General features: G+C 53.2%; 16 protein-coding genes and 2 pseudogenes. 15 read left to right on the top strand and 3 right to left on the bottom strand.

What is annotated here, in order from left to right; genetic code table 11:
- From thsB to E3E23_RS09450, 4 genes and pseudogenes are all read left to right on the top strand, one after another.
- Positions 1 to 1,418: thermosome subunit beta (gene thsB, locus E3E23_RS09465; RefSeq protein WP_167908275.1), on the top strand; the 1,418-nt coding region annotated here is incomplete at its 5' end.
- A gap of 84 nt (positions 1,419 to 1,502) precedes the next feature.
- A pseudogene (locus E3E23_RS09460) lies at positions 1,503 to 1,954 on the top strand (DUF1464 family protein); the annotation flags it as partial.
- Between the two features lie 231 nt (positions 1,955 to 2,185).
- On the top strand, positions 2,186 to 3,142 hold the full coding sequence (locus E3E23_RS09455) for a hypothetical protein (protein ID WP_167908274.1): 957 nt from the start codon (positions 2,186 to 2,188) through the stop codon (positions 3,140 to 3,142).
- A gap of 12 nt (positions 3,143 to 3,154) precedes the next feature.
- Positions 3,155 to 3,400 carry a hypothetical protein gene (locus tag E3E23_RS09450; protein WP_167908273.1) on the top strand — a complete coding sequence of 82 codons (246 nt, stop codon included), beginning with the start codon at positions 3,155 to 3,157 and terminating at the stop codon, positions 3,398 to 3,400.
- On the opposite strand, the gene E3E23_RS09445 is transcribed toward E3E23_RS09450, so the two are convergent.
- Together E3E23_RS09445 and E3E23_RS09440 are read right to left on the bottom strand one after the other, a co-directional pair.
- Positions 3,397 to 3,996, bottom strand: a complete 600-nt coding sequence (locus E3E23_RS09445) for a hypothetical protein (protein WP_167908272.1) — start codon at positions 3,994 to 3,996, stop codon at positions 3,397 to 3,399. The genes E3E23_RS09450 and E3E23_RS09445 overlap by 4 nt on opposite strands.
- A gap of 6 nt (positions 3,997 to 4,002) precedes the next feature.
- A complete protein-coding gene (locus tag E3E23_RS09440; RefSeq protein WP_167908271.1) occupies positions 4,003 to 5,979 on the bottom strand; it encodes an IGHMBP2 family helicase in 1,977 nt (658 codons plus the stop codon).
- A 217-nt stretch (positions 5,980 to 6,196) separates the two neighbouring features.
- Here E3E23_RS09440 and E3E23_RS09435 point away from each other — a divergent pair, with 217 nt between their 5' ends.
- Both E3E23_RS09435 and E3E23_RS09430 read left to right on the top strand, forming a co-directional pair.
- Complete coding sequence (locus tag E3E23_RS09435) at positions 6,197 to 7,090, top strand: hypothetical protein (protein WP_167908270.1); 894 nt, start codon at positions 6,197 to 6,199, stop codon at positions 7,088 to 7,090.
- A gap of 4 nt (positions 7,091 to 7,094) precedes the next feature.
- On the top strand, positions 7,095 to 8,402 hold the full coding sequence (locus tag E3E23_RS09430) for a hypothetical protein (RefSeq protein WP_167731085.1): 1,308 nt from the start codon (positions 7,095 to 7,097) through the stop codon (positions 8,400 to 8,402).
- A gap of 32 nt (positions 8,403 to 8,434) precedes the next feature.
- On the opposite strand, the gene E3E23_RS09425 is transcribed toward E3E23_RS09430, so the two are convergent.
- The gene (locus E3E23_RS09425) at positions 8,435 to 8,719 is read right to left on the bottom strand and encodes a hypothetical protein (RefSeq protein WP_371807540.1); all 285 of its coding nucleotides are present in this window, start codon (positions 8,717 to 8,719) and stop codon (positions 8,435 to 8,437) included.
- Positions 8,720 to 9,039: 320 nt separating this feature from the next.
- Here E3E23_RS09425 and guaB point away from each other — a divergent pair, with 320 nt between their 5' ends.
- From guaB to E3E23_RS09380, 9 genes and pseudogenes are all read left to right on the top strand, one after another.
- Positions 9,040 to 10,500, top strand: coding sequence for an IMP dehydrogenase (gene guaB / locus E3E23_RS09420; protein ID WP_167908268.1), 1,461 nt, complete (start codon positions 9,040 to 9,042; stop codon positions 10,498 to 10,500).
- Between the two features lie 67 nt (positions 10,501 to 10,567).
- Positions 10,568 to 11,980: an L-aspartate oxidase gene (locus E3E23_RS09415; protein WP_371807539.1), complete on the top strand. Its 1,413-nt coding sequence runs from the start codon at positions 10,568 to 10,570 to the stop codon at positions 11,978 to 11,980.
- Between the two features lie 50 nt (positions 11,981 to 12,030).
- On the top strand, positions 12,031 to 13,218 hold the full coding sequence (locus E3E23_RS09410; protein ID WP_167908285.1) for a TIGR00529 family membrane protein: 1,188 nt from the start codon (positions 12,031 to 12,033) through the stop codon (positions 13,216 to 13,218).
- Positions 13,219 to 13,263: 45 nt separating this feature from the next.
- On the top strand, positions 13,264 to 14,172 hold the full coding sequence (nadA, locus tag E3E23_RS09405; protein ID WP_167908265.1) for a quinolinate synthase NadA: 909 nt from the start codon (positions 13,264 to 13,266) through the stop codon (positions 14,170 to 14,172).
- Between the two features lie 60 nt (positions 14,173 to 14,232).
- The gene (gene nadC / locus E3E23_RS09400; protein WP_167908283.1) at positions 14,233 to 15,066 is read left to right on the top strand and encodes a carboxylating nicotinate-nucleotide diphosphorylase; all 834 of its coding nucleotides are present in this window, start codon (positions 14,233 to 14,235) and stop codon (positions 15,064 to 15,066) included.
- A 128-nt stretch (positions 15,067 to 15,194) separates the two neighbouring features.
- Positions 15,195 to 16,202, top strand: coding sequence for a pyridoxal 5'-phosphate synthase lyase subunit PdxS (gene pdxS, locus E3E23_RS09395; protein WP_167908263.1), 1,008 nt, complete (start codon positions 15,195 to 15,197; stop codon positions 16,200 to 16,202).
- Between the two features lie 34 nt (positions 16,203 to 16,236).
- Positions 16,237 to 16,830 (top strand): pyridoxal 5'-phosphate synthase glutaminase subunit PdxT, encoded by a 594-nt coding sequence (gene pdxT, locus E3E23_RS09390; protein WP_167908261.1) that lies wholly within the window; start codon positions 16,237 to 16,239, stop codon positions 16,828 to 16,830.
- A 70-nt stretch (positions 16,831 to 16,900) separates the two neighbouring features.
- Positions 16,901 to 17,660, top strand: a pseudogene (locus E3E23_RS09385) (molybdopterin-dependent oxidoreductase); the annotation flags it as partial.
- Positions 17,661 to 18,029: 369 nt separating this feature from the next.
- Positions 18,030 to 18,923 carry a glycosyltransferase family 2 protein gene (locus tag E3E23_RS09380; RefSeq protein WP_167908259.1) on the top strand — a complete coding sequence of 298 codons (894 nt, stop codon included), beginning with the start codon at positions 18,030 to 18,032 and terminating at the stop codon, positions 18,921 to 18,923.
- Positions 18,924 to 18,932: the final 9 nt, after the last annotated feature.

Raw genomic sequence — 18,932 nt, 5'->3', positions numbered from 1 at the left:
TCCAGCACCCTGCTGCTAAGATGATGGTTGAGGTCGCCAAGACCCAGGACAAGGAGGCTGGCGATGGAACCACCACTGCCGTTGTCATCGCTGGTGAGCTCCTCAGGAAGGCCGAGGAGCTCATCGACCAGAACATCCACCCGAGCATTGTCATCAAGGGTTACGCTCTCGCCGCCGAGAAGGCCCAGCAGATCCTCGACGAGATCGCCAAGGACGTTGACGTCGAGGACAAGGAGATCCTCAAGAAGGCTGCAGTGACCTCCATCACCGGTAAGGCCGCCGAGGAGGAGAGGGAGTACCTCGCCGAGATAGCTGTCGAGGCCGTCAAGCAGGTCGCCGAGAAAGTCGGCGACAGGTACAAGGTCGACCTCGACAACATCAAGTTCGAGAAGAAGGAGGGCGGCAGCGTCAAGGAGACCCAGCTCATCAGGGGTGTCGTCATCGACAAGGAGGTCGTCCACCCAGGCATGCCAAAGCGCGTTGAGAACGCTAAGATCGCCCTCATCAACGAGGCCCTCGAGGTCAAGGAGACCGAGACCGACGCCGAGATAAGGATCACCAGCCCGGAGCAGCTCCAGGCCTTCCTCGAGCAGGAGGAGCGCATGCTCAGGGAGATGGTCGAGAAGATCAAGGAGGTCGGCGCCAACGTCGTCTTCGTCCAGAAGGGTATTGATGACCTTGCCCAGCACTACCTTGCCAAGTACGGCATTCTTGCTGTCAGGCGTGTCAAGAAGAGCGACATGGAGAAGCTCGCCAAGGCCACCGGTGCCAAGATCGTCACCAACATCCGCGACCTGACTCCAGAGGACCTCGGTGAGGCCGAGCTCGTCGAGCAGAGGAAGGTCGCCGGCGAGAACATGATCTTCGTCGAGGGCTGCAAGAACCCGAAGGCCGTCACCGTCCTCATCAGGGGCGGTACCGAGCACGTCGTTGACGAGGTCGAGAGGGCCCTTGAGGACGCTGTCAAGGTCGTCAAGGACATCGTCGAGGACGGCAAGATCGTCGCCGCCGGCGGTGCTCCAGAGATCGAGCTCGCCATCAGGCTCGACGAGTACGCCAAGGAGGTCGGCGGCAAGGAGCAGCTCGCCATCGAGGCCTTCGCTGAGGCCCTCAAGGTCATCCCAAGGACCCTCGCCGAGAACGCCGGTCTCGACCCGGTCGAGACCCTCGTTAAGGTCATCGCAGCCCACAAGGAGAAGGGCCCGACCATCGGTGTCGATGTCTTCGAGGGCGAGCCAGCCGACATGCTCGAGAAGGGCGTCATCGCCCCGGCCAGGGTTCCGAAGCAGGCCATCAAGAGCGCCAGCGAGGCGGCAATAATGATCCTCAGAATCGACGACGTCATCGCGGCAAGCAAGCTCGAGAAGGACAAGGAGGGCAAGGGCGGAAGCGAGGACTTCGGCAGCGACCTCGACTGAAGGCTTTGAGCTTTAGCTCTCCTACCTTTTCTGTTCTCCCGACTTTTGGCTGGGGAAAAATCGTTGACGGCATCGGCAGCTACCTACCTCATGGGACAGGTCAAGAAGTGGCACCTCTTCTGGGGCGGAGCTACGGTAATAGCCGCCAACGAGATACTCCCGCCGGAGGAGTTTGCCAAGAGGCTCGACGAAGAACCGTTCGCAAAGGCTTGGGAGGCCATGAAGGACGGCTTCTTAAAGGCCGTTGCGAGCGAGCTGGCCGTTGTGGGCAACGCTAAGGAGATAATCCTCTCCGGCAGGCTGATGCGCATAGACGAGCTCAGAAAGGACGTGGAAGACCTCTTCGAGGAGCGCTTTGGACTTCCCGTCGTCAAGCAGAGGGGTCTTGAGGGCAGGCTAAGGAAGCCGCCCAGGGGAGCGCGATGATAGCCGACGGTCTGGCCGAAGGTCAGTTCAGGGACCTCGTCGAGCACGTGAAGATAAAGAAGGCTCGGGGAAGCGTCCTTGAGTACGTGAAGCTCCTGCTCGATGTCTGAAGGCATGTGAAGCATGTTTTAAGTGGGAAGTTGTCTAATGTCAGTATGATCAATTGTGCTCTCCTGTCCACTCTCTTACTTTGCCTTCTTTCGTCTTGTTCTCTTCTTGATGCTACGGTTAGAAATTGAAAATCCTACGAAAAAAAAAAACGGAACTAATTTAAACTTGTAATTGGAAAAGCTTTTAAGGATTTTAACGTACATGTAGCGATGATCTCTGGGGGTGTGTCTATGGACGGTTGGGTCCGGAAGGTTGGTGCTCTGCTCTTGCTTGCTATGCTGTTGAGTTTGCAGTTGATTGCTACACCACAGGCCACGGCAATGACCGCCAACAACTCCAGCGTAACATTCCGGAGGACTGTGGTTGCCTGGTATGACGATAATGGTAGGCTTCAGATGAACGCCACGTGGGTGAATAAGACCATTGACTTCGCGAACTTGACTAATGCCTCCTGTGCATGCCACAACTCAAGCTCCTGCAGTGCCTCAAACTTGACTGCAAACTTCAACGTTTCAGTGGTTACCCTTTACAACATGACGAAAAAGCACGAGCAGTTGCTTTTCCTTGGAATTAGTCTCTACAACGAGACTTTCAATTACACAATGTATGCTCTTGTTTATAAAGCGGAAAGGAGCCAGTACAACTTTACACTAATTACAAAAATTCTCGCTGACCCCTATACTGGAGAGTACAGGATTTTCCTCACTGGGATGAACATTGCACCGAATGATGAGGATAGAGTTGTGCCTGTAGGTGACACTATAGTCATTAGGGATAATCTGACCCTTTCGGAGTACTACTGGGCTTTGAACAAGATCCTCATGAAGCTCCGCAGGGGCGATGAAACGAACTGGATTTGGGGCAGGACTGCCTACGAGCTGAGGCACCTCTCGCACTTGATAAGACTCAAACTGCCAGAATACAACCAGCAGAAGGCAATGGGGTTAGCTGTAAGCATGGACATTAGTAAATGTAGCGTCTGCAAAGCATTAGTCTGGGTTCTTTGCTCTATTGGAGTAGGTTATGTGGGTTGTGATGTGGCATGTGCCGAAGTCTGTCTGCCCTTTGGATTGGGTGCCCCATTGTGCTTTGCGATATGTTACCCCACTTGTGATTACGTCCAAGGCGTTTTGATTGGTGGAGGATGTATGCTCGGAGCTGATGCAGTTTGCAGTAGATATTGTTAAGGGGGTGGGTCTATGGATTGCATTGTGGGGCTCGCGTTGGCATTTTTTGTCTCTTTTATTTTAGTTTTTAGTGGAGGTGTTGTATACTCGAAAGTGAACGATGTACTTCGAACAGCAATTGGAGTGGTGATAGGCGGGTTGATTGTTATCGTGGCTATGAAACTTATAGCCAATACTTCTTGTTCTTGGATAATAACCAGTGCCGGAACAGTTATAGGAGTGCTTGTTGGATTTTTGTGCGTTAAAAAGTGGCTTTAATTTTTGTATCTTTCAGCATCAATCTCTTCTTCCAGTCTCTTCAGCTTCCCCTTGAAGCGCCTCAACTGATCGTTGGCAATTCCAACGATTCTCGCAATGTAATCCTCGTCCACCCAGAGCTCCCCGTCTTCTCCCAGAGGCACGTCCATTCTCTCAGTGGAGCGTATCTCAACGACCAGCTTCTTGTGGCTGACGCTCTTTATGTTGGAGTACTTGAAACCGAGGCTTATAGCCAAGTTGAGGAGCTTTACAGCGTCCTCCAAAGTTCTAGCTGAAACGTGGAGGATGGGGCTCCTCACCATGAACCAGAGCTGACCGCTGGAGTGCTTTTTGATAGCTTCAAGGACTTCTCCGAGCTCAACTTCCCTGTGCCACTTGCCGAGCCAGACGGCGTTGACCTTGTCTCCAAATTCTGGCATCTCCATTACCGAAATCCTTCCGGAGCAGGAGGACGTTGTGAAGTAGTTCTCAAGCGAGTTTATCTTCTCCAAGAGCGGGATTATGTCCTCATCCACCTTGCCCTCTTCCAGCGCTTCCCTAAGGCCCGCCATTGCCTTCTCTCTCTGGAGCTCGAAGTTCTTGGTAAATAGGAACATGGCCCCTCATCCCCCGTTGGTCTTAAAATCATTTCCAATCTCAACGAACCTACCCTCAGCTTTCACAAACTCGATGAACCTTTTGTAAGTTGGGTGAACGCTTAAAGTCTCGGAATCCCCGACCACTATCAGCTTCCTCTTCGCCCTCGTCAGCGAGACGTTTAACCTTCTCAAATCAGTTAGGAAGCCTAGCTCGCCCTTTTTATTCGAGCGGACGAAGGAGAGGATGATAACTTTCTTTTCCCGGCCCTGGTAGCCGTCAACTGTTTTTACCTCGACTTCCTCTGGCAAAAGCGAGCTTATTAAGTCCCGCTGGTCGTCGTAGGGCGTTATGACCCCAATCCACTCGGGCCTAACACCCATCCCCATGAGCCTCTCAACGATTTTCTTAACCAGCGCCGCTTCGAGCCTGTTCTCTCTCGACTGGGATCCCTTCCTCTGCCTCTCCCACTTCTCAGGGTGTTTGGATGTGTCCACGAAGACGAGCGGTTCGCCTGGGTCCAAAATCGAGTCCCAGGGCTCTCCAAATCCTGGCATCCTCACCTTCAAATCGGCCAGCGTTACCTTCCTCACGCTCTCATCTGCCCTTATCCTTCCGCCGTAGAACTCCCTGCTCGGAAACTCCATGAGCCGCTCGTTCATCCTGTACTGGACTTCGAGCATCTGGGCCTTAGCTGGATACCTCTCTATCAGGCCCTCAAAGAGCGTCCTGCTCAGCTCCTTTGCCTCTTCGCTCAGAATCGTCGGCGGCAGCTGCTTGTGGTCGCCGGCTAAGACAAAGCGCTTCGCCCTGTTTATCGGAATTAGAACGCTCGGAATCGTTGCCTGGGAGGCCTCATCTATCACCGCGACGTCGAATTCCACCCCATCTAAAAACTCGAGGGCGGCGGAGGAGTTGGTGGCCAGCACGACCTGGGCGTTCTCGATTATCTCCCTGATTATACCCTCCTCTATCTTCTTTGCCTCGTCGTAGAGGAGCTGGACTTTTCGGTTTATCCTGATCCACTCGGCCATCTCCTTTATCTTCCTCGCCGGAATCCCGCGCGTTCCGATGCCCTTTTCGGCGAGCCTGAGGATTTCCCTATCCGTCAGCCCACGCCTCCACTGGGGGGTCGGCTTGGTGAGTCCGTCCCTCATCATAGCTAGCCTCTCTGCCCTGTTCCTGAACTCCCTCACGCGCCTGTAGCGCGGGTGGTTCTCGACCTTGTATGCCAATGTGGTCTCCTTGAGGTGCCTCGAGACCCTCGACGGATGCCCGAGCCTTACAAGCTCAACTCCGGAAAGCCTCTCGACGAGGTTGTCCACTGCAACGTTGCTCTCCGCCGTGGCGAGGACCTTGTTCCCCCTCTCCACCTCCTGCCTGATAAGCTCAACGAGGGTTCTCGTTTTTCCAGTCCCGAAGGGGCCGTGGATGAGGAAGAAATCGCCGCTTCCGAGAGCCAGACTTACTGCCCTCGTCTGACTCTCGTTTAGGTTCTTGTCAAAAGGCTCGAACTTGAGAGACCTGCTTTCTTCCGGCTCTCTAAGTCCGAGGAGAAACTCCAGGGCCCTTTTTCCACTCTCGCCCAGCTTTTCTAGGTTCTCCAGCTGGCGCCTGAAGGTGACGTCGTTGGCGTAGAGGTCTATCCTGACGTTCCTCAGCGCCCAAGAGGGAACGCTCTCCAGGGCAACCACAAGAAACCTCTTTCCCTTTTCGGTGACCGTTCCCACCAGGTCGCTCCTGAGCGGGTCGTTCCTGCTTATCACGACCAAATCGCCGACGCTTATCTCGGTCTTTATCTCCTTCTCGCGGCCGTATTTGACCAGCTTGTAGCCGAACTCCTCTCCAATTACCTTCCCGTTCAGCCTGAGAATCGCCCGTCCAGCCTTTTCCCTCTCCCTCCCGCTGAGCCTGCGCATCTCCTCGCGCATGGCATCTATCTCTGCTTCCCTCTCAAGCTCCACGAGCTCCCTGAGGTGGTTGATGAATCTTAGAAGGTTCATGCTCAACACCGCTAAAATTTGAGGGGTGGTCAGCCCATGCGAGTTTCCTCACCGCTCGGACGAAACTTCCCTCATCATCCCAAGAAGAGTAGAGAAAGGGGGTTAAAAAGCTAACCTGTGCTTAACTTGGGGATGTTATATTAATAAATATCCTTAGTCAGAAAAGTTTATATACTACTACTCAAAGTTCTTAATGATAAGTTGTTGGGTGGTTTATATGACGACTTGGGGCTTGTGGTATTATAAGTGGGACGGGTCAGAGTACGAGGTCCTAAGCGATTGGAATGACCAGAAGTTTGATTACATCATCGTTACCGATGGAGGGACAGGGGGGACTGAGGGTCTCACAACCAAATATTCTGGAGTGGGATACAACAATGGATATAACGATGCAGGAGAGTTAATCGAAAAGATAGAGAACCAGTGGTTAAAGGGCAGGAATTACATTGTGGAGATTCCATACTTCATATATCAACAAAAGCCTCATGCCAGAGACTTGAACTACTGGCTTGGCTGGATTGATGGCGCTGCCGCTTGGAGTAGTTCGAGACTCAAGGGATTTTATTGGTCACTGGAAAACATCAGGTATATTCAAGCGGGAGAGCTGAGCAGATACACGATAGAGACTATATGGGGCAGAATAATGGAGAACAGAAGGGAGTATAGTGAGAATTACCAGTTTATCTGGATACCGAGCTTGAGGAGTCTCTTTGTGAGCAGATATTTTTCATCGGAACAAGATATTTTAGAGGCAGTAGCTTATGAAACGGACGTTCCCAACATAGCGAACTATTTCAACAATGTTTTCATCCAGCCAGGGTATTATTTCATGAACATAGAAGGCCAAACTATTAAGGGAGGGATACCGTACACATACTCTCTTTTTGTTGATATCCTGAAAACAATACACAAATACATGCCCTCAAACGTCTCCATTGAAATGGAAGCCGATGGTACTGTTAGGGTTAATGAGGACGCCAAAGATTATGCCTGTAAATACGTAGATGCTCAGAGAGAGGCATTTGGTTATGTGCTGCCAGATAGGGCATACTATTTTGACACGGAGGAGAGCACTATTGATTACATGAGAACTAACTGTCCGGGATGGTGAGGTGATGAAGAAGCGTATTTTTACGTTTTTCTTTTTAATTCTCCTGTTTTCTCCCTACACTTCCGCCTATTCTCCAAGGATTACTGGAATAATCCACTACCGGGACGGTTTTCTTGTTCTGACCCATTACTCCAACAACACCACTCAGCTCTGGTTCTTCGAGCCTGGAAAAGGCTTCAAGCTCTTAAACGCCACATTCCTAAACCTCACCTTAATCCACTCCACAGGGGGCAGAGTACTCCTCTACCGAAACCTCTCAAAGGGGCCATTCTTCCAAGATTTCGAGCTTTATGTCTACGATGGGAAATTGCACTTCTTAGGAAACTACTCCGAGACTAACAACTGGGGAGTAGGCAGTGAAATTTACTGGAACGGGAAATTTTACCTGTTTCTTGAGGCTGATTGGTCAACTCAGAGGGGGGATTATTACAACTGGTACGCTATAGTCGGCGATGAGATTTACAAGGTCTTTCCCCCAAGCTTGGATAGCTCGCTCTATTTCTTGGGAGTGTGGGAGCTACCAGCTGGTTACCTCCTCGAAGGAGAAGACCCGATGAGTTATCAGGATGAGCTCTTTCTCCTGGCCGTCAATGGTTCGCGGATTGTTTTTGGGAACTTAACCCCCGTAAACCTCTCAGTGGGGAGATTGTGCTTCAACGGCACTCACTTTGCTGCCTTGGACAGCAACTGGTTTAAGGTGATCTTTTACAACGGGTCGGTTTGGAGGTACTACCTTCAGGTTATCAGCTTGAGCGGGAACTCTCGCTTGATTCCCCTTGACTCCTTTGCCAAGGATGAGGGAGAGAACGTTTACTTCGAACTCCTTGGGAGTCGTGATGGGGCGTGGGTGGTTAGGAAGTACAAGCACTGGTGCAACAGCTTGGGAGATGATTCATTGAAGTGCCACGAGATGACTTTGGGTTACTTTCTCGTCTCCCAAGGATGTGTTGAGAAAATCGATAACATCTCAAACCTAACGGCGTCCTGCACGAGAAGGGAACCGCAAGCGGTCTTTAAGTGGGGAGAGCCCATGAAGGCGCCCTTAACTTTGGAGGGGAGGAGCGTTGCAATCAACGGCACTCTGTTAATCTATGATGGAAAAACCTTCAAACTGCCATTCAACGTCACCATAGCTGATTGTGGTAACGGTTGCCTGCTTTCCAACGAAAAAGAACTCGCTTATTTTGACGGGTATAAAGTTAAACTCGTTAAACTCCCTTTGGATCAAACCATGATTCGCTGGTTAACCCTACTCGGGATAACCTTCACGCTGCTCATCATCGGATGGTTAGTTAAGGTGAGAAGAAGATAAAACGACAAGCAAGGAGAAGAGGGGTTAAAAAGCTAAGCCTTCTCAAAGGAAATCACTGCGATGATGTCCCTTTGGAAGGATTTTAGCGCCTTCATGTGCCGCTCTTCTATCCTGCCGCAGCAGGCGACGCGGCTGTAGAATATCTCCAGCTCCCTGAGTAAATCCGCGAGCTCCCTCTTGGTGCTTTCACTGTACCCGTTGTTCAAAAGCTTGCCCCTCAGAAACGGCATCACTTCCGACGGCCTTCCGAGGGCCGCCCAGAAAAGGCCTTCCTTCAGTATTTCACCCAAAATCTCCTCAAAACTAAAGCTCCTCACCTTCAAAATCCTTTCCTTAGCGATGGGTTTGGTACTCCCCCCTCATTGTGGAATCACCAAAAGGAAGGATGTCTAGGAGTATTTTGGCTTTTCGGCAATAGTCTTGATGTGATGACAAAATGTGGAGAGAAAGGGCCTAAATCCCGGACGGACTGCTCTTTATTTTTGCCTTCTTTGTCATATCATCAGGGCAATACCATCAAGGTGAACGGCATTGATGTCACATACAGACTTTCTCACTTGAATCTGATTGCCGACGTGAAAACCCTTAAAAACCCATGCCAGGTTCATGTTAAAAAGGACGGGGAGGTTCGCGAATTATGGGGAAATTTGAACAAAAACTTGTCAATGCAATTAAGGGCTACACCTTCGACGACGTTCTTCTGGTTCCGCAGGCAACCGAGGTCGAGCCGAAGGACGTTGACGTCTCGACCCAGATAACACCGAGGATTAGGCTCAACATCCCGATTCTCAGCGCGGCTATGGACACCGTCACCGAGTGGGAGATGGCAGTAGCGATGGCCAGGGAGGGCGGCCTTGGAGTGATCCACAGGAACATGAGCATCGAGGAGCAGGTCGAGATGGTAAAAAAGGTCAAGCGCGCCGAGCGCTTCATCGTCGAGGACGTCATAACGATTGGACCCGAGGAGACCCTGGATTACGCTCTCTTCCTGATGGAGAGGAACGACATCGACGGCCTTCCGGTGGTCGGGGAGGATGGGAGGATCATCGGAATCATCACCAAGAAGGACATAGCGGCGAAGGAAGGCAGGCTCGTGAGGGAGGTAATGACCAGGGACGTCATAACGGTCCCGGAGGACATCGACGTCGAGGAGGCTCTCAACCTTATGGTCGAGAACAGGATTGCCCGCCTCCCCGTGGTCGATGGGGACGGTAAGCTGGTCGGAATCATCACAGTGAGCGACCTCATGATGAGGAAGAAGTACAGGAACGCGGTAAGAGATGAAAACGGCGACCTGCTGGTTGCCGCCGCGGTTGGCCCATTCGACTTAAAGAGGGCCAAGGCCCTTGACGAAGCCGGGGCTGATGTTATAGTCATCGACACGGCTCATGCCCACAACCTCAAGGCGATAAAGGCTATGAAGGAGATAAGGAACGCCATTGATGCCGAGTTAATCGTCGGAAACATCGCCAACCCGAAGGCCGTCGATGACTTAACCTTCGCCGATGCCGTCAAGGTCGGGATAGGGCCAGGAAGCATATGCACCACTCGCGTTGTCGCTGGCGTCGGCGTTCCGCAGATTACCGCCATAGCCATGGTGGCTGACAGGGCGCAGGAGTACGGTATTCACGTCATCGCCGACGGAGGCATACGCTACTCTGGAGACATCGTCAAGGCAATAGCCGCTGGAGCCGACGCTGTTATGCTTGGCTCGCTCCTTGCAGGAACCAAGGAGGCCCCTGGAAAGGAGGTCGTCATAAACGGCAGGAAATACAAGCAGTACCGTGGCATGGGATCGCTTGGAGCCATGATGAAGGGCGGAGCTGAGAGGTACTACCAGAAGGGCCACATGAAGACGCGCAAGTTCGTCCCCGAAGGAGTCGAGGGGGTCGTCCCCTACAAGGGAAGCGTGGGCGATGTTCTCTACCAGCTCGTCGGCGGCCTGCGCTCGGGAATGGGCTACGTCGGGGCGAGGAACATCGAGGAGCTCAAGGAGAGGGGCGAGTTCGTGATAATAACCCAGGCTGGCGTTAAGGAGAGCCATCCGCACGACATCTTCATCACCAACGAGGCTCCGAACTATCCAGTCGGAAAGTGAGCTTTTCTTCCTTTATTCGTCCACGTTTGGTTCCAAAAACCGTTATAAACTACCTTTTCGAGCCTCCATGGGGGAGAGCATGACGAAGGTTGGAATCGTCGGCGATGGTGCAGCTGGTTTAACGGCCGCCATAGCCCTGGCGAGGAGAGGTTTTGACGTCACGGTCATAGGTAAGGGGTTCAAAAACACCAACTCCTACCTTGCCCAGGCTGGGATAGCCTTCTCGATTCTTGAGGGAGATTCACCTAGGGCTCACTTCCTCGACACGGTTAGGGCGGGCAAATACCTCAACGATGAAGAGGTCGTCTGGAACGTCGTGACAAAATCCTCCGAGGCTTACGATTTTCTAACCTCGCTCAGTCTTGAGTTCGAGGCCAACGAGACGGAGGGGGGACACTCCTTCCACAGGGTCTTCACGATAAGGAACGAGACGGGAAAGCACCTGATAAAGCTCCTCCATATGGCCGCAAGAGAACATGGGGTGAACTTCGTCGAAGGCCTTGCCGAAGAGCTCGCCGTTAGAGATGGTATAGCCTACGGCGTCTTTCTCGATGGGGAGCTGCTGAAGTTCGACGCTACCCTTCTGGCCACGGGCGGCTTCGCTTCACTGTTCAAGTATACCGCCGGCTCGCCCCTCAACCTCGGGACGCTGATAGGCGATGCCGTCATAAAAGGTGCTCCCGCAAGGGACTTGGAGTTCGTCCAGTTCCATCCCACAGGCTTCATCGGGAAGGAGGGCGTCAAGCTCGTGAGTGAGGCCGTCAGGGGGGCTGGGGCCAGGCTCGTGACGGATGACGGTGAGCGCTTCGTGAACGAGCTCTCCACGAGGGACATCGTGGCGAGGGCCATATACCACCAGATGCAGGCTGGAAAGAGAGTCTATCTCGATGCAACTGGCATAGAGGACTTCAAACGTAAGTTCCCCCAGATATACGCCTTCCTCATCAAGGAGGGCATAGACCCCTCCAAGGATCTTATTCCAGTCTTTCCAATAGCCCACTACACCATCGGCGGGGTAGCGGTCGACCTGTGGTATCGTACGGGCATTAAGAACCTCTACGCGATAGGCGAGGCTATGAGCAATGGTTTCCACGGGGCGAACAGGCTGGCGAGCAACTCCCTGCTGGAGTGCATCGTGAGCGGACTTGAAGTTGCCAGAACCATAGCGAGAGATAGGCCGAGGCTTGGCGAGGTTCCAGAGGTTCCCTACACCTTCGACTCTCTAGGCGATGTTGAAGCCCTCAGGGAAATACTGTGGGAGCACGCTGGTATAGTGAGGACTGCCGAGGGCCTGAGGGCTGGCCTGGAAAAGCTTAATGAGATCGAGGCTGATGAAAGGCTTAAGCTGCTCGCGAAGGGTGTTCTTGAGTGCGCTTTGGCAAGGGAGGAGAGCAGGGGGAGCCACTACCGCGAGGACTTTCCCGTCATGAGGAGGGAGTTTGAGAGGCCGAGCTTCTTCGATGGGAGGTGCAGGCTCTGAGCCCAAACATTTAAATTCTCATCGAATCCTTACCATACCCGGTGAAACGGGTGGAGCTCCTCTACCTCATAGCCTCCTTCGCAGTCGTTATCGCCCTCATCTGGCTTAAAATCAACATCGGCGTCTCGATATTCGTCGGCTCACTTGTTCTGACCTTTCTGTTCGGCATGAGCCCCTCCGATGCGGTTATGGCCCTCTACCACTCTGCCACCTCCTGGGAGACCATCAGGCTCGTACTTATCATCGCCTTCATCATGGGGATGACCTCGGTGTTCTCACAGATCGGCTATTTGAAGGATATGGAGGCCGCCGCGGGCAACCTCTTCCCCAAGGCCAAGTACTCACTGGCAATGCTTCCGGCCCTCATAGGCCTCATGCCGATGCCCGCTGGCGCCCTCGTTTCGGCCCCCATGATAGACCCTGTCGCGGGCAGGCTTGAGATGAAGCCCGAAGAGAAGACGCTGGTCAACTACTGGTTCAGGCACATATGGGAGCACTCCTGGCCGATGTACCAGGCCATAGTAATCGCCTCCGCCATCGTCGGGATTTCCATAAGAGAGATAAGCACCAAGATGTTCCCCCTAACGGTTCTTATGGCCATCATCGGCTACCTGATGCTGATTCGGCCCCTTCCGGATGACGGGAGTGGCGAGGGTGACTTCAGAACCGGCCTAAAGCTCCTCCTGAAGAGCACGTACCCCATACTGGTTATCATACTCGTTTCAATCGTTCTGGGCATCGACATGGTCCACGGTGCTTTTCTCGGCTTCCTCTCGGCTCTCATTCCCAACCTGAAGAGGGTGAGCCTGAAAGAGGTCATTGCTCATGCCCTCCAGCCCAAGATAATCTTCCTCCTCGTTTCGGTCATGTACTTCAAATACGTCCTTGAGGTTACGGGGGCCGTGGAGGCCCTCCCAAAGGCCATGCTGGCCATGAACCTCCCGGTGACCCTCGTCCTCATGGTGACGCCCTTCGTTGTCGGCCTGATGACGGGCATAAGCTTCGCCTACGTCGGCATGGCCTTTCCGCTGTTGCTCCCCTTCTTCACGAGCTTTGACAGGGTCGCCCTTGCCTATCTAAGCGGCTACATGGGGATGCTCTTCAGTCCCGTCCATCTCTGCTTCGTTTTCTCGGCCGAGTACTACGGGGCCGAGCTCCGGAAGGTCTATTTGAGGCTGCTGGTTCCAGCTCTGGCCCTCTTCCTGCTCGGGCTTCTTTACATCGCCGTCGTGCTTTAGAACAAGCTTTTATACCCCTGGGCATAGCATTCTCTAGGTGAGAGCATGAAAATGGAGGAGCTCGTTAGGGAGATTGAACGCCTCAAAGAGGAGAAGAATGCCATAATCATGGCCCACAACTACCAGTTGCCCGAGATTCAGGACATAGCGGACTTCCTAGGTGACAGCCTTGAGCTCGCGAGGAAAGCTGTTAACGTTGATGCGGACGTCATAGTTTTTGCGGGCGTCGACTTTATGGCTGAAACTGCCAAAATCCTCAATCCGGAGAAGACCGTCCTGCTGCCAGCGAGGAGGGCAACCTGCGCGATGGCCAACATGCTCAAGGTGGAGCACATCCTCAAGGCCAAGGAGCAGTACCCGGACGCGCCGGTGGTTCTCTACGTAAACACCACCGCCGAGACCAAGGCCTACGCTGACGTTACGGTTACCTCTGCCAACGCTGTCAAAATAGTCGAGAAGCTCGACTCGGACGTCATCATCTTTGGTCCGGACAAGAACCTCGCGAGTTATGTGGCAAAGATGACCGGCAAGAAGGTCATCCCCGTTCCTGAGTACGGCCACTGTTACGTGCACAGGCAGTTCACCCTTGAGGATGTCGAGCGCGCGAGAAAGCTCTACCCCAACGCCAAGCTGATGGTTCACCCGGAATGCGAGCCAGAGGTACAGGAGAGGGCCGACATCATAGTCTCCACGGGCGGAATGATAAGGCGCGCCCCCGAGCACGACGAGTGGGTGGTCTTCACGGAGAGGGAGATGGTTTACCGCCTTCAGAAGCTCTATCCGGACATCAAGTTCCATCCGGCTAAAGAAGACGCCATCTGCATCGGCATGAAGGCGATAACGCTCAACCACATCTACGAGTCGCTCAGGGACATGAAGTATGAGGTTACGGTACCTGAGGAAATCGCGGAGAAGGCAAGGAGAGCAATAGAAAGAATGCTGGAGCTGAGTTAGTTCGGTGGGGAGGGAAACTTTCCCGGTTTCTTTACCTCTTAACTGGTGCTGGTGATGATGATGGTTCCCCTCAATTATCTCCTGCGCTTCATCGAGGAGGATGCCCCCTTTGGCGACGTCACGAGCGAGGCGGTTATTCCGGAGGGCATGAAAGCCAGGGCCGTAATCATCGCGAAGCAGGAAGGAATAATAGCGGGCGTTGAGGAAGCTAAGGCCCTCTTCGAGCACTTTGGGGTTAAAGTTGAGGTCAGGAAGAGGGACGGCGAGGCCGTAAAGAGGGGCGACGTTCTCCTTGAGCTCGAAGGGAACGCGAGGGCAATACTTCTCGTCGAGAGGACAGCGTTGAACGTTATGGGCAGGATGAGCGGCATAGCGACCGAAGTCAGGAAGCTGGTTGAGAAGGTGAGGACGGTAAACCCGAAAGTTCGCATTGCCGGAACGAGAAAAACCCTCCTCAAGCCGATAGACAAGAGGGCGATACTCATCGGCGGCGGTGAGCCCCACCGCTTTTCCCTTAGCGATGCCGTACTCATAAAGGACAACCACCTGGCTCTTGTTCCCCTGGAAGAAGCTATAAGGCGCGCCAAGGTCTTCAGCGTCTACAAAGTCGTCGAGGTCGAGGTCGAGACCCTCGAGGACGCCCTTAAAGCGGCCAGAGCAGGTGCCGACGTTGTGATGCTCGACAACATGAAGCCTGAGGAAATAGCCGAGGTTTTAGAAGCCCTCAAGAGGGAAGGGCTCAGGGAGAGAGTTAAGATAGAGGTCTCGGGCGGCATAACCGAGGAGAACATCGAGGAGTACGCGAAACTCGATATCGACGTCATAAGCCTCGGCGCTCTAACGCATTCCGTCAGGAACTTCGACGTGAGCCTCGAAATCGTGGAGAGACTTTAGCGTTTTCTTCCATCTTTTCGCTCTTCCCCGAAGATTTTTCAGCAACCCGCGGGCACCCCAGTGGCAAGGCTTATATTCAAGTTTTTCCTTGAGATTATTGCAGGCCACAACCTAAAAAGGTGATTGCCATGGGGAAGCTTCACGTTATTGAAGCCAAGGGTACCGAGAGGCTGAAGCGCGGTTTTGCCAAGATGGTTAAGGGCGGAGTGATAATGGATGTCACCAACGCGGAACAGGCCAGAATAGCGGAGGAAGCCGGCGCCGTCGCTGTGATGGCTCTCCACAAGGTTCCAGCCGACATAAGGAAAGCCGGCGGAGTGGCGAGGATGGCCCCAGTGGAAAAGATACAGGAGATAATGGACGCCGTGACCATACCGGTTATGGCCAAGGTCAGAATCGGCCACGTCGCCGAGGCTAAAGCCCTGGAGGCCCTTGGCGTCGACATGATAGACGAGAGCGAGGTTTTAACCCCAGCGGACCCGTTCTTCCACATAGACAAGAGGGAGTTCCACGTTCCCTTCGTCTGTGGAGCGAGGAATCTCGGAGAGGCCGTCAGGAGGATATGGGAAGGCTCCGCCATGATAAGGACCAAGGGCGAGGCCGGAACAGGCAACATTGTCGAAGCGGTAAGGCACGTTCGCCTCGTCAGCGACAACATAAGGCTGATTCAGAGGATGACGGACGAGCAGGTCTACGCCGTGGCTGAAAAGTTCGCCGAGCCCTACCTCAGGCTGGCCAGGCAGATAAGGGAGATAAGCGGCCTTCCAGAGAGGATCCTCGAGAACGAGCCGGTTTATGGGGACTACACCTACCGCGAGATTGTTGACGGTCTCTACAAGATTCTCCTGGAGATAAAGAATCTCGGAAGGCTCCCAGTTGTTAACTTCGCCGCCGGAGGAGTTGCCACTCCAGCCGACGCTGCCCTGATGATGCAGATGGGTATGGATGGAGTCTTCGTCGGTAGCGGAATCTTCAAGAGCTCCAACCCAGAGAAGATGGCCCAGGCCATAGTCGAAGCTGTAAACCACTGGGATGAGCCAGATGTTCTCGTGGAGATAAGCAAGGAGCTTGGAGAGCCCATGAAGGGTCTGGAGATTGAGGAGCTCGAGGTCCGCCTCGAGGAGAGGGGCGTTTGAGCTTTTTCCCTTTTGTTCCTCTGGGGGTGGGATTGTGCTCAGGATAGGTGTCATAGGTGTTCAGGGGGCTGTGAGCGAGCACATCGACGCAACAAAAAGGGCTTTGGAAAAGCTCGGCGTCGAGGGGGATGCTTTCTGGCTGAGGAAGCCGAGCCAGCTTGAGGGCATTGATGGGATAATAATCCCTGGCGGGGAGAGCACGACCATCTCGAGGCTGATGCTGGAGAACGGCCTCTTTGATGAGGTGAAAAAGCTCGGTGAGGAAGGTTTGCCCATAATGGGCACCTGCGCTGGGCTGATACTCCTGGCCAAGGAGGTTGAGGGAGCCGTTGAGGGGCAGCGCTTTCTGGAGCTCCTTGACGTCAGGGTTAACAGAAACGCCTACGGCAGGCAGGTAGACAGCTTCGAGGCCCCGTTAAAGCTGTCCTTCAGTGATGAACCGTTCCCAGGTGTTTTCATCCGCGCGCCGAGGATAGTTGAGCTTCTGGGTGATAAGGTCAAGCCGATAGCCTGGCACGGTGAGGAAGTGGTAGGTGTTGAGCAGGGGAACATCATAGGCCTGGCCTTCCACCCCGAGCTGACCGATGACACGAGGCTTCACGAGTACCTCCTGAGGAAGGTTCTTTAATTTAACAAATTTTCGTATATTTTGGCTAGAAACTTTTTATCTTTTGCCGCAATTTGTTTATCGGTGGTAGGATCTGCCGACGGAGAGGAGACTTTATCTCACGGAGCTCTGGGACGCGATAAGGAACGGAGACGTCAGAGCTCTGTACATCGTCGGTGAAAATCCTGCCGTAAGCGAGGCCAACTTCATGAAGGTTAGAGAGGCCCTGAGAAAGCTTGACCTGCTCGTCGTCCAAGGCATATTCATGACGAGGACAGCTCGCTACGCCCATTATATCCTTCCGGCCAGTGCCTTCTGCGAAAAGGACGGCTCCTACATGAAAGCGAGAGGAAGATTCAGTGGAGCCACAAAGTCTACGAGCCTCTAGGAGATTCAAAGCCCGACTGGGAGATTCTAACGATGCTCGGAAGGGCTTTAGGCTCGCTGGGCTTTGACTACTCGAGTGTCGAGGAGATAACGGCCGAATACTTCCGCCTGTTCCCCGAGCTTGAGGAGAGGACCGTCGAGGAGCCGAAATCCGGCGACGGAATCTTTCTGCCCCAGAAGAGGCTACACACGTGGGAGTTCGTGACGCCGGATGGCAAGGCCCGCCTTATAGCTGTCGAGCAGATAGCACCCTGGGAGACGCCCGACGGGCTTACCCATTCGTCCTGACGACTGTGAGGCTCATAAGCAACTACAACACAGGCGAGATGGCGCTGAGAAGCCCAGTGCTGATCAAGCTCATGGGGGAGCCGAGGGTTCTGATAAACGAGCGCGACGCCGAGAGGCTTGGCATAGCCGACGGCGACTGGGTTGAGGTCGAGACGAGGCGCGGCAGGATAAGAATGGCATTTATGCTAAACTAGGCCATGCCGAAGCTCTTATTCTTCGTATTTTTTCGATAGTTGTACTGTGGGACAGACCCGCGTGGTATTGGCGGGAAAAAATGTTAATTAAATTCAAGTTTCAGATTGAATCTTGGGAAAAATGTATCAATGAATCCAATATTGCTTCACATTTAACACCATTCTAGAACGATTTCATCATAAGTGACGTTTTATGTGCAAACTTGAATATCCCCACAGTTAGAAAAACTTAAAATAGTATAAGGAGTATATTAACAAAAGGCTACTGAATCCAATGTGTATAGCTATTTTGAATCATCAATAGTACTACTAAAATTTGGATATACTGCAACAGTCTCACCGGTGGGAGTTATGTCACATAATATCTTGATAGCTATTCCAGCCTACAATGAGGAGCTGACGATAGGCTCAGTCGTTGCCCTTTCTAGAAGGTATGGTGACGTTCTTGTCGTCGATGATGGAAGCAAGGACAAGACTTATGACATCGCCATTTCTGCCGGAGCTCACGTGATAAAGCACTCCCAGAACATGGGGAAAGCCCAAGCCCTTAAGACGGCCTTCAAGTACGCGGCGGAAAAAGGCTACGACGTCGTGGTGTGTTTGGATGCCGACGGCCAGCACAATCCTGAAGAGATCCCCAAGCTGCTGGAGCCCATTCTGAACGATGAGGCCGACATGGTCATAGGGTCACGGTTCCTGGACGGGGCCAAGAAGAACATCCCCTTCTACAGAAGGTTCGGCCTGTGGGTGCTGAACACCACTACAAACATGAGCCTGAACGGGACGCTGAAGATCACCGATTCTCAGTCGGGCTTCCGGGCCATGAACAAAAAAGCCCTAAGTGAGTTGATGAAAATCAACAGCAACGGCTACAGCGTGGAGAGCGACATGCTGGTGTACCTGGCGGAGAAGGGCGTGAGGATCACCGAAGTGCCGATAACCGTCAGGTACGACGTCCCGAACAAGCACAAGAAGAACCCCCTGGCTCACGGGTTTGGGGTGCTGACGGATCTTGTGAGCTTAATAGGGTATAGGAGACCGCTCCTGCTCTTCGGGATGCTGAGCCTCATCTCATTCCTTGCTGCCATAATTCTCGGATACCTCGCCTTCCTGCCCTACTACGGGGAGGGCACCGTCTATCTTACCCCCGCCATCGGCTCAGGGATCTTCGCGATAATCGGAATCCAGCTGTTCGTTGCTGGACTGACATTGAACGTACTAGCAAAAATGGTGAGGGAGGTATAGGGATATATG

It is taken from the genome of Thermococcus sp. CX2 (assembly GCF_012027555.1).
GTDB lineage: Archaea > Methanobacteriota_B > Thermococci > Thermococcales > Thermococcaceae > Thermococcus.
The sequence above is the reverse complement of the archived record's forward strand: the minus strand, read 5'-3'. Positions and strand labels throughout refer to the sequence as shown.

Excerpts from the sequence above, each read along its gene's own strand:
- E3E23_RS09380 (WP_167908259.1), top strand. The coding sequence starts at position 18,030 with ATGTCACATAATATCTTGATAGCTATTCCAGCCTACAATGAGGAGCTG.
- E3E23_RS09450 (WP_167908273.1), top strand. The coding sequence starts at position 3,155 with ATGGATTGCATTGTGGGGCTCGCGTTGGCATTTTTTGTCTCTTTTATT.
- E3E23_RS09455 (WP_167908274.1), top strand. The coding sequence starts at position 2,186 with ATGGACGGTTGGGTCCGGAAGGTTGGTGCTCTGCTCTTGCTTGCTATG.
- guaB (WP_167908268.1), top strand. The coding sequence starts at position 9,040 with ATGGGGAAATTTGAACAAAAACTTGTCAATGCAATTAAGGGCTACACC.
- E3E23_RS09435 (WP_167908270.1), top strand. The coding sequence starts at position 6,197 with ATGACGACTTGGGGCTTGTGGTATTATAAGTGGGACGGGTCAGAGTAC.
- E3E23_RS09430 (WP_167731085.1), top strand. The coding sequence starts at position 7,095 with ATGAAGAAGCGTATTTTTACGTTTTTCTTTTTAATTCTCCTGTTTTCT.
- nadC (WP_167908283.1), top strand. The coding sequence starts at position 14,233 with ATGGTTCCCCTCAATTATCTCCTGCGCTTCATCGAGGAGGATGCCCCC.
- E3E23_RS09440 (WP_167908271.1), bottom strand. The coding sequence starts at position 5,979 with ATGAACCTTCTAAGATTCATCAACCACCTCAGGGAGCTCGTGGAGCTT.
- E3E23_RS09415 (WP_371807539.1), top strand. The coding sequence starts at position 10,568 with ATGGGGGAGAGCATGACGAAGGTTGGAATCGTCGGCGATGGTGCAGCT.
- E3E23_RS09445 (WP_167908272.1), bottom strand. The coding sequence starts at position 3,996 with ATGTTCCTATTTACCAAGAACTTCGAGCTCCAGAGAGAGAAGGCAATG.
- nadA (WP_167908265.1), top strand. The coding sequence starts at position 13,264 with ATGAAAATGGAGGAGCTCGTTAGGGAGATTGAACGCCTCAAAGAGGAG.
- pdxS (WP_167908263.1), top strand. The coding sequence starts at position 15,195 with ATGGGGAAGCTTCACGTTATTGAAGCCAAGGGTACCGAGAGGCTGAAG.